13 protein-coding genes and 1 pseudogene are annotated in these 15,094 nt (G+C 67.1%); 9 read left to right on the top strand and 5 right to left on the bottom strand.

What is annotated here, in order from left to right; translation table 11 throughout:
* The first annotated feature begins 110 nt into the window (after positions 1-110).
* The 8 genes from Raf01_RS21295 (at position 111) to Raf01_RS21260 (ending at position 9,488) form a co-directional block, all read left to right on the top strand.
* Positions 111-929, top strand: a complete 819-nt coding sequence (locus Raf01_RS21295; RefSeq protein WP_203919708.1) for a hypothetical protein — start codon at positions 111-113, stop codon at positions 927-929.
* A gap of 428 nt (positions 930-1,357) precedes the next feature.
* The gene (locus tag Raf01_RS21290; protein ID WP_203919707.1) at positions 1,358-2,446 is read left to right on the top strand and encodes a hypothetical protein; all 1,089 of its coding nucleotides are present in this window, start codon (positions 1,358-1,360) and stop codon (positions 2,444-2,446) included.
* 184 nt (positions 2,447-2,630) lie between these two features.
* Entirely contained in the window at positions 2,631-3,362 is a 732-nt protein-coding gene (locus tag Raf01_RS21285) for a prepilin peptidase (protein WP_203919706.1), read from the top strand.
* Positions 3,363-3,805: 443 nt separating this feature from the next.
* Positions 3,806-4,945, top strand: a complete 1,140-nt coding sequence (locus Raf01_RS21280) for an NlpC/P60 family protein (protein ID WP_203919705.1) — start codon at positions 3,806-3,808, stop codon at positions 4,943-4,945.
* 290 nt (positions 4,946-5,235) lie between these two features.
* A complete protein-coding gene (locus Raf01_RS21275; protein ID WP_239133783.1) occupies positions 5,236-6,285 on the top strand; it encodes a tyrosine-type recombinase/integrase in 1,050 nt (349 codons plus the stop codon).
* Positions 6,248-6,532, top strand: a complete 285-nt coding sequence (locus Raf01_RS21270) for a helix-turn-helix domain-containing protein (protein WP_239133782.1) — start codon at positions 6,248-6,250, stop codon at positions 6,530-6,532. The genes Raf01_RS21275 and Raf01_RS21270 overlap by 38 nt, the downstream gene beginning before the upstream one ends.
* Positions 6,533-7,806: 1,274 nt before the next feature.
* The gene (locus Raf01_RS21265; RefSeq protein WP_203919704.1) at positions 7,807-8,871 is read left to right on the top strand and encodes a hypothetical protein; all 1,065 of its coding nucleotides are present in this window, start codon (positions 7,807-7,809) and stop codon (positions 8,869-8,871) included.
* Positions 8,872-8,876: 5 nt separating this feature from the next.
* Positions 8,877-9,488 (top strand): hypothetical protein, encoded by a 612-nt coding sequence (locus Raf01_RS21260; RefSeq protein ID WP_203919703.1) that lies wholly within the window; start codon positions 8,877-8,879, stop codon positions 9,486-9,488.
* Positions 9,489-9,576: 88 nt separating this feature from the next.
* Here Raf01_RS21260 and Raf01_RS21255 read toward each other — a convergent pair whose 3' ends face one another.
* The 5 genes from Raf01_RS21255 to Raf01_RS21235 all read right to left on the bottom strand — a co-directional run bounded on the left by Raf01_RS21255 (position 9,577) and on the right by Raf01_RS21235 (position 13,958).
* Positions 9,577-10,098, bottom strand: coding sequence for a DinB family protein (locus tag Raf01_RS21255; RefSeq protein WP_203919702.1), 522 nt, complete (start codon positions 10,096-10,098; stop codon positions 9,577-9,579).
* Positions 10,099-10,109: 11 nt separating this feature from the next.
* Positions 10,110-10,934 (bottom strand): hypothetical protein, encoded by an 825-nt coding sequence (locus Raf01_RS21250; protein WP_203919701.1) that lies wholly within the window; start codon positions 10,932-10,934, stop codon positions 10,110-10,112.
* 105 nt (positions 10,935-11,039) lie between these two features.
* Positions 11,040-11,225, bottom strand: coding sequence for a hypothetical protein (locus Raf01_RS21245; protein ID WP_203919700.1), 186 nt, complete (start codon positions 11,223-11,225; stop codon positions 11,040-11,042).
* 413 nt (positions 11,226-11,638) lie between these two features.
* Positions 11,639-13,402: a hypothetical protein gene (locus Raf01_RS21240; RefSeq protein ID WP_203919699.1), complete on the bottom strand. Its 1,764-nt coding sequence runs from the start codon at positions 13,400-13,402 to the stop codon at positions 11,639-11,641.
* Between the two features lie 10 nt (positions 13,403-13,412).
* Positions 13,413-13,958 carry a hypothetical protein gene (locus Raf01_RS21235; protein ID WP_203919698.1) on the bottom strand — a complete coding sequence of 182 codons (546 nt, stop codon included), beginning with the start codon at positions 13,956-13,958 and terminating at the stop codon, positions 13,413-13,415.
* Between the two features lie 209 nt (positions 13,959-14,167).
* Between Raf01_RS21235 and Raf01_RS50810 the strand changes: the two are divergent.
* Positions 14,168-15,031 (top strand): annotated as a pseudogene (locus tag Raf01_RS50810) (EcsC family protein); the annotation flags it as partial.
* Between the last annotated feature and the right edge of the window lie 63 nt (positions 15,032-15,094).

Here is a 15,094-nt window from a genome sequence, read left to right as displayed (position 1 = left end):
CCCCGCACCGGGAATCGGACTACTTGTCGCCATCCCCGGTCCGGAGAGTGGCGTACATCGTCCGATTCCCGGTGCGGCCAGCGGCATCCCACCTGTGGAGGGACTGATCGATGAACCACACCACCCGGCCGCCAGCCGGCTCGGACAACGCCAACACTCACGGCGCGGACACCACCAGGACCGGCGGACAACCGTGGCAGCGTCTCCTCGACGACATCACCGCACTGGGCGTGTCCCGGGGGTTCACCAACGCGCCGCCGCCCACCGATGACGACCTGCGGACCTGGGCCCGCCACCTGGGCGACACCGCACTCGGGACCGTGCTCGACGACGCCCAGCTCGCCGAACTGCGCGCCGCATACGACGACGGGCGGCAGCCGAGCACGATCGACCTCGACGAGGTCGCCTTGCTCGTTCGCCAAGCTGGCCACGAGACCGTCGTTGAACAGGCCGGCGGGAATAACGCCGTGTTGTATGCGGGTCGCCGCTACATCGGCCCCGAAGGGTGGGCCCGATGGTCGGTGGCCGCCGGGCCGGGCTGGTTCCGCGGCCCCGGCCAAACCCGCCCGGCCGCCGACACCACCGACTTCGCGATCGGCCCCGACGACGGCGACGACTGGCAGCTCACAGTACCCACCGGAGCCAGCGCCGCTGGTCTGGCCGACGTGATCGTCGCGGTCATCACGGATGTCGACGCGCAACAGGAGCGGTTCGTCCGGGCCGCGGCCAGCGCCCGGGACGCAATGTGGCAGGCGTTCGCCGCCGCCTACCCCGAGGCCATCAATGGCGACCTGGCCCCGGGCGAGGACCACGCCCTCGTGCGGGCCAGCAACGAGGTGTTCGGTCGGTGGCTGCGCCACAACCTGCCCCACGACATCCCCACCCACCTCGCCCACCTGAGTGGCGTGAGCACGGCCGACGGCCGATAGCTGACCCGCCGGCAGGCATGCCCCGCCCACTCAACTTTGACCATCGCAACAGGAACGCGCAGGCCAACGCGGCCAAGATACGACCCGCGCCGGCCACGCCGTGCCGCTCACATTCATCAGGGGCTTGTCACGGGTGACGCACCTCATCGTCACCCGTGACGCGGCCCGCGTCACCTGGACTGCGACCGCGATGTGCCATCACCGGCCCTACTCGGCCTCATGCGACGCCGTCCAGAAGAAAACCCCGGCGATACCGGGCCGTCCCCCGGGACGGCCGTCCTGTTGCACCGTTCCGCGCGGAACCGCGCGGGACGCACTGCCTTTCGCAGGCGCTGCGTCCCGCACTGCGGGGCGCCCCTGCCCTATTGGCCAGGAGGTTCACCCCGCATGTACGCCACACACGACGTGACAGCGTCGGCAGGTGGGTCATGACGACGACCAACCCCATAACCAGCGCACCGGATGGGCGGGCCGCTGAACGCGCCGCCTGGATCTTCTACACCATTGCCGCCGCCGGATCGTCGATCGGGCAGATCTGGGTCGGCGTCACCATCCCGCCCTGGCCGGCCACCATGCCATGGTGGGCCCGGGCGCTACTGGTCCTGCCGTTCGCTGTCGTGGTCGACCTCGGCGGCGTGGTCACCGCCGCGTTCGCCGACGCGCGCCGCCGGCTCGGCGAGACTGCGTTGGGCTGGCAGGTCCTGTCCACCGCGTCGGCCACCGGCGCGGTCGGCATCAACATCGTCGGTCACCACGACATCCCGTACCTCGCGGTCGTGTTCGGCGGGCTCGGCACGTTCGCCTACACGGTCTGGCTGATGCACAGCGCCGCCCGACGCCGCGACGCGCTGCGCGCGGCCGGCAAACTCGCCCCGACCGCACCGGCCTACGGCATCGGCCAGTGGTGGCGGGAACCGGCCGTTACCCGCCGCGCCCGCGACCTCGCCCTCCAGCACCGCTACACCGTGCACGAATCCCTTACCGAAGCCCGCCGGCGACTGCGTGAGGAACGGCGCACCGCCGCTCTGGCCGCCCAGGTCGAAACCCTGATCCGCTCCCGCCACAAGGACCCCACCATCGCCACCATCGCCGTGACCACCCTGGACATCCAGGCCGTCGCCACCACCCTGGCCGCCCAATCCGACATTGCCGGCTGGGCCCGCGCCATCGCCGTCGACTTGGCCCCACCACCCGTTGAGAAGCCGGAACCAGCCGTCCTCCCTGAGGACACAGACGTCGTCCCGGTTGAGGTGCCCAAGGACCTGCTGCGGCGCGTTCCTGTTCAGCAGGCCGACTACCAGCGGTGGCGTGACATCTGGCAGCAGATGCTCAAGACACCGGACGACACCAACAGCGTCCTCGCCGCGGAGCACGGCATCGCAGTCCGGCAGATCCAACACATCCGCGCCGCCGGCGCGGCCGGGCTGCTCGACTCCCCGATGCCCCCGGTGCAGCGGCTGCTGCACCTGCTCCAACAGCCCAACGGCCACCACCCCACCCTGCCGGCCGCCCCGTAGCCCCACCTGATTCCGGTTGCCGGGAGGAGCACCAGTGCTCCTCCCGGCAACCGCCGGCCGCAACAGGCTGGTCGACACCGTGACCTGGATCAACAATGGACCACATGCAACGGGGGCTTGACCGCACCGACAAGGCATGGCGAGCAGTCATCACGGTGAGCGACCTTCCTTGGTGGCGCCGGCCATGCCGCTGACGTTCCCGGCCGCCGTCACGGTGGCGCTGGTCGCCGGACCATGGCTGCGCGGCCTGATCTACGCACATGCCGTCGGCTACCGGCAGCCGCTGCGGACTGACTGCCCTCAATGCGGCACACCGGTCGTCGCCGTAGCTGGGCGCGGTGTGCTCGCCATGGCGCCGGTGACCGGGCAGTGCCGCCGCTGCGGCCAGCCGATCGGCCCAGTCCCGGGCAGCGTCGAGGCCCTCGCCGCCGCCGTGGTCGCGGTCGCCGCCTGGCGAGCCCCCACCCCCTGGCTACTGACCGCCTGGACTATCACCGGCCTGCTTGGCGTCGCCCTGGCCAGCCTCGACCGGGCCGTGCTGCGGCTACCCGACCCACTCACCCTCGCCGCCGCGGCCAGCACACTGACCCTCGCCGCCGCCGCGAGCATCATCACCCAGCACCCGGGCATCCTGCTCGGCGCGCTGATCGGCGCCACCGCGCAAGGCGGCTTCTACTACCTCGCCGGAGTCCGTCACGGCATGGGCCGCGGGGATGCCATGCTCGCGTTCGCCCTCGGCGCCGCCCTCGGCTGGCTGCACCTAACCACCGTCCTGGCCGGCGTCGTCTGGACCATCCTCACCGGCGCCATCATCACCGTAATCCTGCTGACCACGCGTCGCATTCACCGCCGCCAGCCGTTGCCCTATGGAGTGTTCCTGCTTTCCGGCGCGCTCGTCGCCGTCATTCTCAGCTAAACCAGCACTTCACAGCGCGAACGCCCCGACCACGCAAGAAAACCGTCGCCGAACTACGGCGCGCATATCGCGCCCTTTTTTGTTGTCTACGACTCGCTGTCCCGCGCGGCATCGAGGCCCAAACACCCGCGGAGCGTCGCTCGCGTGGGGCGAGGACCCATACTCGGTCGCCACGTCGGGCTATGGCCTATGGCAGCCGCCGAGCCGAGGTGATCGATAGCGTGATGCCGCGTCGCCTCGCGGCCGAGCCGCCCTGATAGTAACGGTTCGAGCCCCTCATCTGCCGCAACACAACACGGAGGGGCCTGCGCCTCCCCGTCGTCTCCAAGCCTCATACGGCGCGCACGTCGCGCCCTTTTGCACTCCTGAGCAACATCGCACCGCCGACGTGCCGCAATTGCACGCCGTAGAAACCACATTCCAGCTTCGAGAGGACCACACACGTGACGACCAAGTTCATCGCCCGTATCATCGCCGCCGTCGTGGGCGTCGTCGGCCTGGGCGCCTTCGGTAGCGTCCTGCTCTTCGCCGGCGGCGCCAACTCACCCTGCATCGCCGTGCCCACCAGCCCGGCACCCAGCGCTTCCGGCGGAGCCACGCCGGCCTTGACCACCGGTGGCCCCACCACCGTCCGCGGCTACGACAGCGAACAGGTCACCAACGCCACCACCATCATCACCGTGGGTCAACGGTTTGGCGTCCCACCGCGGGGCTGGGTCATCGCCATCGCCACCGCTCTTCAGGAATCCGCGCTACGCGCCGGCACCACCGGCAACCAGGACTCGATCGGGCTGTTTCAACAGCGCCCGAGCCAGGGCTGGGGCACACCTGACCAACTACGAGATCCAACCTACGCGGCCACGAAGTTCTACCAGAAACTACTGGCCATCCCGAATTGGGAATCGATGCCACTCACCGACGTGGCGCAGGCAGTACAGCGCAGCGCCTTCCCAAGTGCATACGCGAAGTGGGAACCGGACGCCACGCTGCTCGTCGACACCCTCGCAGGCGGGGCGATGGAGCTCGGCGATCAGTGCGGCACGCCCTGCGCCGCGACTGCCTCATCCGCAAAGACGCCACTCGGCTCCATGGTGACATCGGGAACCGCGCCGTTGATCGCTGTGCGCCTCGCGGCGGCCCCCGCTGGCCCAGCGCCGAGCCCCAGCGGCGGATGCCTGGCCGCGCAGGCCATACTCGCCCGGGCGCAGACCTGGCTTACTGGCTGGGACGGCGGCCCCGTGCCCTATCTGTCCAGCAACATCCAGGGCGACCTGTTCCAGGGCTACCGCCGCGACTGTTCCGGATACGCGTCCATGGCGCTCGGCCTGCCCGGCCCCGGCCTCGACACCGCCGATCTCGCAAACAAGTACCCGGCCATCACCAAGGAACAGATCCAACCCGGCGACCTGCTCATCAACCCCGCACCCGGCGGCGCCGGTCACGTCGTCATCTTCGACCACTGGACCGATGCCAGCATGACCAGCTACGTCGGCTACGAACAATCCGGTGACGGCGGAACCCACCACCGCACCATTCCGTACCCGTACTTCGGCAGCTACTGGATGCAACCGCACAGTCCATAGAATCGTTAGCTATTGCATCTGTTGCAACATACGCGAAGCTTCGATCGCGCTCGATTATAGATCATCAAGTGCGTCCATTCGGACGTCGACCAGGCGAGCCGTATCCGATTCAACATTGATGCGTTGGATGCAACGTGACGGTTGTCGATCTCCCAGGTGCTGCGCCGCTGATGCTGGTTGACGGGGTGTCGTATCTGGATCCGGCGGCGGCCGTGTTTGAGGCGATGCTGGAGGGTTGAGCTCGTCAGCAACGCACTCGGGGGCTGTCGGGGGATACCGTGCGTGCGCGGTTGGCGCTGATTCGCCGGTTGGCCGAGTTCACGAACCAGTACCCGTGGCAGTGGGCGTGCGCCGAGTTGGAGGCGTTCTTCGACATGCTGCGCTCGGCGCCCCGGCCGGCAGCGTTGTCGACGTTACGCGGTTATCAGACCACGATGCGGTTGTTTCAGGACTTCGTGACCGACACCCGGTACGGGTGGCCGCAGGCGTGTCGCGAGCGGTTCGGGCAGGCACCGGCGGCGGTGTTGCACGAGTGGAACTCCATGGTGCATGCCGTCGAGTACGAGGGCCGGCCGGGGCGGCGGCCGTTGACCTACGACGAGGTGCAGGTCTTGTTCGACACTGCCGATCAGCGGGTGGACGATATCCGGTCGCGAGGGCGCAAAGGCGCACTGGTCGCGGTCCGGGACGCCGCGGTTCTCAAGGCGGTCTACGCCTACGGACTTCGACGGCGGGAGGCGTGCGGCCTGGATCTGGCTGATCTGCGGCACAATCCGTCGATGCCGGCGTTCGGCCGGTTCGGGGCGCTGTTCGTGCGGCTGGCGAAGGCTTCCCGGGGCAGTGCGCCGAAGCGGCGCACGGTGCTGACGGTCCCGGAAATGGACTGGATCGTGGCGGTCCTGGACGAATACCTCACCGAGGTGCGACCACGTCTGGCACCGGCCGCCCATCCGGCGCTATGGGTCAGTGAACGCACGGCCCGGCTGTCGGTTTACCGCCTTGGCCGGGTGTTCGAGATCGTCCGCGATCTGGCTGGGCTGCCCGAAGAACTGGACCTGCATGGTCTGCGTCACTCCTACGTCACTCATCTGGTCGAGTTCGATATCCCGCGAAGTTCGTTCAGGACCAGGTCGGGCACGCCTTCGCCTCGACGACGGCGATCTACACCAGCGTGTCGGACGAGTTCCGTAACCAACTGCTGCGCGACAAACTGCGCCAGCATCAATCCGGCCTGGAGGCGAGCCGGTGAAACGGAAAATGGGCTACCGGTGGAACCTGCGTCAGGTGATGGCCGGACACGGAATGTTCGCCACCACGGACCTGGTCGGGCCGTTGGCTGAGCGTGGTGTGGTGCTGTCCCGGGAGCAGGTGTTCCGGCTGGTGACCCAGCCACCGCAGAGACTCTCGATGGAGATTTTCGCCGCGCTGTGCCACATCTTCGACTGCACTCCGAACGACCTCATCGAGATCGAGGTGGTCAACACTCCGGTGCGGAAGGCGGCCGGCGGAGGTCCACGCGGCGGCGAGAAGGCAGCAGTAGCACCGACGGGACGCCGAGTGGCGGTCAGACGGCCGGACCTGTCGTGAGGTACGCCGACCGGTCCGCCGTGATCGCGCGAATCACCGGAGTCATCAGGCGTAGCTGCCCCGAGCTGAGCCCGGCCGCGGCGCTGGAAGCGATGCAGGAGGCGAAAGTCGCCGCCCACATCCCACTACGGGCACTGGACCGGCACCTGATCGACCATCCCGACGCGCTGGTGTCGGGAGCCGCAGCCTGCCCGCCCGCAGTGGACAGGCTGGTCCGCGTCCTGCACGGAAAGGGGCTGGGCGGCGTCCGGCTGATCGGTTGCGGCCGGTGCGGACGCACGGGCGTGCTGTTGCGGGTGGTCACCCCGCAAGGCCGGGTCTGCAAACCGTGCGCGCAGCAGGACAAGCCGCGACCGCCGTGCGCCCGCTGCGGCCGGCCGGCGCTGGTCGCTGGGTGGGGACTGGAAGGCGGAATCTGCGGAACCTGCGTAGCGGCCGACCCGGACGGGCACAAGCCTTGCGCCGCCTGCGGACGCGTGTCCCGACCCTTCAAACGGCTGCCCGACGGTGGCGTCCTGTGTCAACGTTGCCGCCCCGTCCTACTGCACACCTGCGGTACGTGTGGACGTCTGGCGCCGGCGGCGATGCACACCGCGGCCGGGCCGCTATGCCGGCGCTGCTACGGCCGGCATGGCCGCGTCGAGCGACCATGCTCGCGCTGTGGCGAAGTACGGCCGGTCAGAGCCCGCGCGTCCGCCGAGCACGGCGACCTATGCGACTCCTGCCACCGAGGCCCAATCGACGACTGCTCCCGATGCGGTTGGCGTCGACCCGGCGGGCGTAACCAGCAAGGCCAATTTATGTGCAATAGCTGCCGGCCGCGCCCCTCGCGGCGATGCGCCCGGTGCCGCAAGTCGAAGCCGGTCAACGCGATCTGGCCGATCGGACCTGTCTGCCAGACCTGTTACGGCTGGACACTCAACCACCCTGGCCCGTGCGCGTCCTGCGGCGAGTTCAAAGTCCTCGCCGGCGGCACCTCCCGCAAACCGCTGTGCGGACCGTGCACTGGGGATACCGACTACACCTGCCAGACATGTGGGGCTCCCGGCCCGGTTCACGCTACCGGGAAATGTGCGCGATGCCTTCTCCCGCAACGCCTGCACGAGGCACTCGCCGACAGCGACGGGAAACTGACCGGCCAGTACGCCACCCTCGCCGCGGCCCTCGCCGCAACCGACCGGCCTGCCGCGCTGATCAACTGGCTACGCCACCCACGCAGTGGTCGACACCTGATCAGCGCACTGGCCCGCGACGCCACACCCCTGACCCATGGCGTGCTCGACGCACTGCCACCATCGATGATGCTGCACCACATCCGACGACTACTGATATTCGCGGCCGTCTTACCACCGCGCGATGAGTATCTCGATCGGATCACCCCCTGGCTACGCGAGCAACTGCGGGACCGACCCGCGCACCACACACACCTGGTGCGCCCCTACGCCGAGTGGGACGTTCTCCACAGGGCCCGCCGGGCCGCCCGTGCTCGGCGCGGAGCCGGGATCGGTACCGCCAACAATGCGCGCCTGCGTATCAGCGCCGCGTTGGGCCTACTGTCGTGGCTCGACCAACGGGGCCTACTTCTGACCGACCTGACTCAGCCCGACCTGGACCTGTGGCTCGACCAACCCGGTAACCGCAGCAAGCCGATGGGCGGATATTTGGGCTGGGCCTCCCGACGGCACCTGGCTCGCCGGCTGACCGTGCCGCCTGCGCGTCGCGGTCTGGCCTGTGCGCTCATCGACGAAACGCAGCGCTTGCAGCAGTTACGCCGCTGCCTGAACGACAACGGCATGCCTCTACCCGTTCGTATCATCGGCGTGCTCAATCTGTTGTTCGGCATCACCACCAGCCGCGCTCTCGGCCTGACTATCTACAACATCGCCACCAATGCGAACCACACCTACGTCAACCTTGGTAAACATTCCCTGGAACTGCCGCCCCGCGTGGCGGAGCTCATCCACCAGCAGCTCGCGAACGCCAGCACCCCCACCAACGCGCCAGAAACAGCCCGATGGCTGTTCCCCGGACAGCTGCGCGTCTACCCGATCACCCCAGGACACATGCAACCAGCTCGCCGCGTGCGGCATCGACACCAAAGAAGGACGCCACGCAGCCCTCATCGACCTCGCCGCCGACCTGCCGCCTGCTGTACTTGCCAGCCTGCTGGACGTCCACGTCAGCACCGCGATCGCCTGGGCAGCCCGCGCCCAGCGGGACTGGTCGACATACCTTGCGGCACGCGTCACCGAACAGGCCGCAGATCCGGGAACAACCCTTCCTCGACCGCGACGTGCAGTTCACTCGGTCGCTCAAATGTGATGCACTGGTTGCCATGACCGGCATGAGTATTCGGCGGCAGTGGCGTGGGATCGCGTCGGGAATGCTGGCGGTCGCCGTACTACTCGGAGGCTGGGCTGGGGTCCGGTGGTGGCGGGACAAGCCGCCGTACGGGCCGGAGGCGGTCGCGGCGCACGCCATCGTGCAGATGGTCGGCAACGACAGCGTCTGGCCGGTGCTCACAGGGTGGGGTGTCCGCCGGGAGTCGTTCAACGTGCCGTATCTGGACCCCGGGTGGCAGCTCGTCGCTGGACAGGTGCGTTACACGATGCCCAGGAGTGCCCGAAACGCTGGTCAGTACTGGATTCTCGTGGAAGACATGCGGTCGCGCTATCTGGCTAGAAGCATCTGGGGAACCGGCCCGGACCCGGGCAAGGTGTGGCAGGGCTGGGACGGTGCGGTCAGCGCTGGAGTCAGTGGCTATCCCTGGCTGTCCGACTATCGCTCGACAGACTCCGGCGGCGTCAGCGTGCCCACCGATGCGCCCGGACCGGTCGAGTTCGTCGCGATGATCCCGCCGTCGATCGGACCGATCGCCGTATCCGATCTCACAGTCTCTCTGGTCTTCCTGGGCAAGAACCGGCACGTGTACTGGGCACAGCGGCTCCTCGGCTGACAGGCCAACGGGCGGGGAGCGGGCTACCCGAGCTTGTCCCAGGGGGAATGCGACGCGATCGAGAATATGTGGGGTGCGTCAGCTCGGATCAGCCGTCGAAGCCCGTCGCACCGTCGGTCTGCTCTCGAAGGACATCGGCGTGTCCAGCATGCCGGGCGGTCTCCTCGATCATGTGGATGTAGATCCACCGCAACGAGACCCGACCCAACCGAGCATGAGGTACCGAGTCTTCCAACTCGAAACCCGACGCGACTTGCCGAGACTGTGTACACGCCCGCTCGTAATCCGCGATGAGGTCCTCAACAGTCTCCTCCGTGCCGAGGGCCCAACCGTCATCGTGTGGCACTCCGCCGATTTCGTCATAGGAGCGTTGAGCCAGCACGAGCTGGAACCATTCCCGCTCCACCGCCGCGAGGTGCTTGACCACGCCCGCGAGGGTGGTCAAGGAGGGCACGAGCCGCAAACGCGCCTGTTCGGCCGACACGCCCATCAGCTTGCGTATGACCACCCTGCGATACAGGTCCAGAAACGCCTCCAGCACATCGCGTTCCCCACCCGTACTGACTAGCTCGTCTACGGTCAACGGCGGATCAGGCTGCGTCATCGACATGTTCGATAACCCTAATACGGCGGCGGGGGCCGATCCACATCCAGGCAGGTCGCAGCCAGGCTCTGAGAAGTTCGCTGCGGCACCAGCCATGGTGTGACGGACAAGAGACCTTCGGCCAGGGTGTCGGCCCACTGCGCGAACGAAGGCAGCACGTGAGTCAGCTTGACTGTCAGGACTGCTTGGCCGTCCTGAGATACGGATTGGCCGCTACCGTAGATCATCCATGCACGCATCTCGGCGCGTAGTCGTTCACTGGCGTCATTGAGCTGCTCTTTGGTCCAGCGGCTTCGCACGATGCACAGACGGTCGCCGCAGATCGGTCGCAATACCGCCTCCGCGTGCTCGGGTTCGTCGGTGGCTACCACCAACACCGCCTGGTGAGCGCTGGGGCGGAACACGGCCAGGCTGGTGATCGTGAGGGTTGCGAGGACGTCAGTGGCTACGCGGATGTTGTCGTTCGTTTCACCCTTCGGCCAGCCGCCCTGAGGCGGAGGGCAAGGCGGCCGGCGCCATTGCGGAGCGGATCTGTCGGTGCGGCCGCCGCCGGGTTCCTGCCGCTCGACCAGCAGGCGATCCCGCCGCCACGTCCCAGTCAGAGTCACCCATCCCTCGACGCCGCCCGACGTCGCGCGCCGGTCGTCCAGGTTCGCCAGATCAACGCCGAGGACCGGGACGCCGAACTCGCTGGGGCGCGGCGCGGGCTCACTTCCGGGACTGCGCCACAGCAGGGGAACCGGCAGCGGCGGCTCAAACCAGACGGTCTCGCCGTCGGCTACCACCCGGCCGCTCGCGCGCAGCCCGTCCCCCTCGCGCAGAACCAAGTCCGATATCACCATGAGGAACAGTCTCGTCGCCCTGAAGCGGGCCAGCCAACCTCACTTGAGCGAAGCCGAGGAATACGACAAGTTCGAATACCGCAGCTGCACCAGTTAAGTAGGAAGTCAATCCATGTCATTCGCGTCGTCAGAGGAGGGAAGCTCAGTGGTCTCGGCGCCGTCATCGATGCTTTCGCCTGCGGTGGTGCCCCGCGCGGCGGCGAACAGCGGACCGAAGTCGAGTGGGGCGAGCGGACCCTGCATCTCGTCTTGGACGATAATTGTGCGGCTCCGTTCTGACTCTTTCCCCATGCGCAGAGCATACGCCGACGTCGCTTGGCCTGTTCGGCTGCCGATCGCGGCACGTCACGGGTCGGAACAACACCCGGCCGGATTGCGGGAACGCCACACTTCGGCGTCACCGTGGCCAGTCCCCGTCCCGCTCGCGCTGGCCTGAGCTGCTGTCGTCCGCCCAGGGGAATACGACACCGGACGAATACGGCAGTTGCACCAGTTAATTATTGCATTCGGCCGGGCGTCGACCGTTGACGTATGACGAGGTGCAGGGCATTGTTTGACGCCGCGGACGCTCGGGTTGCGGAGATCCGCCGTCAGCGTCGCAAGGGTGCGACTGCGGCGGGCCAGCGTGCAGATAGCGGCCGTCGTCGGTGAACGTGACGGTGTCGTAGTCAGCTGGGAGGATCAACGGCGTAGAGACCCACGACCTAGACTTGTACCAGGACCTCCACGCCGTCCGTGCTGACGAGCGGAAATCCGCCGTTGCGGCCGGCCTGGACGAGGGCGTCGATGATCCGGTCCGGATCGGTAAACCCCTGGGCGTCGAGTTCCCGAGCCAGCACAGTCCGGTACGGCATTGTCGGTGCCATCGCGCCGAGGATGACGAGCGCGTCGAGCAGGTCGCGGTCCTGGCCCAGGATCGCATACACGCCGCCCGCATCGAGGGTGGCAACGACCCAGTTGAGCGCGTCGTCGGCGACGGCGTTCGTGGCGCTGTCGAGATGGATCCTCCGCACGTTCGCCCGGAGGTGCGGTTCAAGGTATGTGACGATGACATCCGATCCGCCGTCTTCGAGGAAGGTTTCAGCTAACCGCAGGGTGCTCCGGGCAAATTTGACGAACAGCGAACTCGGCCGGATCCCGCTTTTTAGGATTTCCAGTTCGTCCGGTGACGGGTTCCGCTCGCCGGGCGTGACCACGTCGACGAAGGAGCGAGGGCCGTAGACGGCGATCGCCCGATACGCGCCGGTGGACTTCGAACTGAAGAGCAGCTCGACGAGGCCTTCCCCGGTTTGGGCTTTCCGCTTCCACTCCGTCGTCCCGCGCAAGATTTCCCGGCCGTCGAGCGAGACCGTGTAGCGGCCCTTCCGGTCAACGTCGACATGTACCGGTTGGGAGCCGAGATGCACGATGTGACGACGGCTGACCATCGTGCTGAAGATGTCATCGAGGTCGTGGCTCAGCCGTTGCTCCGCCGTTGGGCTCCTCCCAAGCGGCTGCGGTCCGCGCACGATTCGGTCCTTCAGGTCCGCGATCCACCGCTGCCCCCGCTGCCATTCCTGCGGGCCGATGTGCAGGCATGAGGCGAATTTCGGAGAGGTGCCCGGGGTGTCGTCGACCACGAGCTGCTCGAACATCCGAACGTCGTCGTCGGTGACGTCGGACAGAGCTTCGGTCCGATCGCTGAAGCGCTGGAGGATCGCGGTAGCAAGCGTCACCTCGTTCTCCGACGTGTCGGCGGCGAGGAGGATCTCGACGAGCCGCATGTCTTCGTAGAAGAAGGTCATGAGGTAGGCCATCGCCAGGTCGGTTTCGCTGTAGAGCCGGGGGCACCGCTGCCGGATGACCCGCCACATGCCTTTCACTGCCAGGTACCCCAGCAGGTAGCCGTCTTGATCGGCGTCGATGCCGGAGGCGAGTACATGCGCCTTGCGCCGCATACCATCCTCCGATAGGCGGGCCCGCCGGAGCTTGAGGAGGATTGGCAGCGACATCGCCAATAGATCGTTTGAGGCGGGCGCCGACCGCACCAAATCGCCGTCGTCGGTCATCGTGTACTTGTCCTGCAATCTGCCGGAGAACAGCAGAGCTGCCGACTTTAGTGGGGTGCTCGATATCCGCGCCGTGATTGACACGACGTCGAATTCGGCGAACAGCGCCAGCCCTTCGGCCAGTGGCCGCAGTGCCTCGGTCGCGGTGCGGTAGGCGACGAGGTCGCGTGCCACTGCCCATGTTTGGCCGGGGACGTCGTCTCGCAGCGAGGTGCGGGCCATCCGGTTGGTGAGGCCAGTAAGCGCGAGGCCCACCGATGACAGGAAGCACCAGTGGTGGGTGAACTCGTGCACGCAACTCAGCAGCAGCTCCGATGGTGCGCCGCCCTGGGTGAGCAGACTCTCCAGATGGTCGCCGAGCCGAATCCCCTCGAGCCGGGTGACATTGCTCGACAGATGGGTCCAGCTACGCGATTCCACCGGGTGTGCCCTATTGCGCGGCCGGCTGTTCCGGCGGCGTCGTGCCGGCGGCCGGCGCGCCAGCCGCCGCCTGTCCCTGGATCGTCCCGGTGGCCAGCCCGAAACCGTCGACGAGCTGCTTCATCACCGTCGCGTTTGGCGACTCGCTCTCGGTAAACGTGAACTTGACGAGCCGTTCCACCTCGGAGCCATCGGCGTGCAGCACCTTGGCGCGCACTTCCAGCTGCTGCTTGCGGCGGTGTTTCAGGATCCAAGCCGCCAAGGCAAGCAGCACCGGCTGGGCGACGACCAGCGCCAGCGCAATTGTTCCCGGCTCGCCGTACCGGTCACCGGTAATCGGCTCTGGCCGCAGGCCGGCCGACTTGTCGTCCAACGCGCCCATGATGTCCTGTACGTCGACGTTGTCGACGTCGAGAAGTGTGAGCTTCACGGCAGATGGTTGGCCCATGGCCGTACGGTAGCGGATGACCGCCTCCCGGGGTGACCCGCGATGCCGCTCGATCAAGTGCAGGGCCGCCGCGTCGATGATCAGGGAATAGTGCACGTTCGAATACATACACTCCACCAGTACGCACCGCCGTAGAGACCACGCGCGACGCCTGCCGAGTACGGCCTGGAGCGCGGAGGCAGCCACGTCGGCCTGCAAAGATCTGAGGCTGATCTCCGGCTAAGCTATCCAGGACATCCGATCGGCCGATCGGTCCGCTTTCCCCGGGAATAGTTCCATGGACCCGGCGAGTTTCCAACGGTTCGGCAGGGGAGCAGATGCGGGAAGAGATGTCCGACTACGAAACCAAAGCCTGGTCCAGTCTGCTCGACCTCGAACGGAAGCGCCGGAACGGCGTGAAAGCACGTGCGGCAGACAAGGTCTCAGCAGTCGTCAAGCGAGCCGGCGAGCACATCAAGAAGGTTCCCAGCGCAGAGCTGGCCCTGGAGGTCGGTGACGAGACCATCGTCAAGGCGATCGAAGGCTTGCTCAAATCCGTCTTCCTGCCCGCAATGCATTCGCCGTCGCTAGACAAGAGGGTCGAGGAGCTGCGCCGCAAACACCAAGATCTGGACAGGGCGTCGCCGTTCACTTCACTTGACCTTAAGGACCTCGACAAAGGTCGCCCCGCGTTCGCGATCCCGTTCATCGGAATGGCCGAGTCCGCTGTCACCTCCCTCGCGATCACAGGACTCAGGGTTGGCAAGAACGTCAGCGACGGCCCGTCCGCGGAGGTCGTCCTCGGGGCGGTGGTAACAGACGTGGGAGCCGCGCTTGCTCTCCTAGGCCGTGCTGTGGGAGAGGTCGCCGTCCACTACGGGTACGACCCACGCGAGCCCGAAGAGGAGTTGTTCCTCATGGGAGCCCTGAATTACACCATGGCATCCACGGCCACGAGTAAGACAGCTGCCCTCGCGAGCCTGTCCCGCCTCACCCAGAGTATGACGCGCCGGGCAACCTGGAACGAGTTGCGCCGGGACTCCCTCGTACAGATCCTTCTGCGAGTTTTCGGCGCGCTCGGGCTGAAGCTCACCAAAGCACAATTGGCCAGACTCCTGCCGAGAGTCGGTGTCCTCCTCACCGCGGGTCTCAGCTTCAACCTGCTCCACTCGACCATCGACGACGCGACGCGCCTCTACCGTGCCCGCTACCTGGCCGAGAAGCACGGGCTTTCGCTGGACGAATGGATCACCGCCCGGAACGGG

Origin of the sequence: Rugosimonospora africana, assembly GCF_016862975.1 — a bacterium.
Classification (GTDB): domain Bacteria; phylum Actinomycetota; class Actinomycetes; order Mycobacteriales; family Micromonosporaceae; genus Rugosimonospora; species Rugosimonospora africana.
This window is presented reverse-complemented; position numbering and strand designations above follow the sequence as displayed.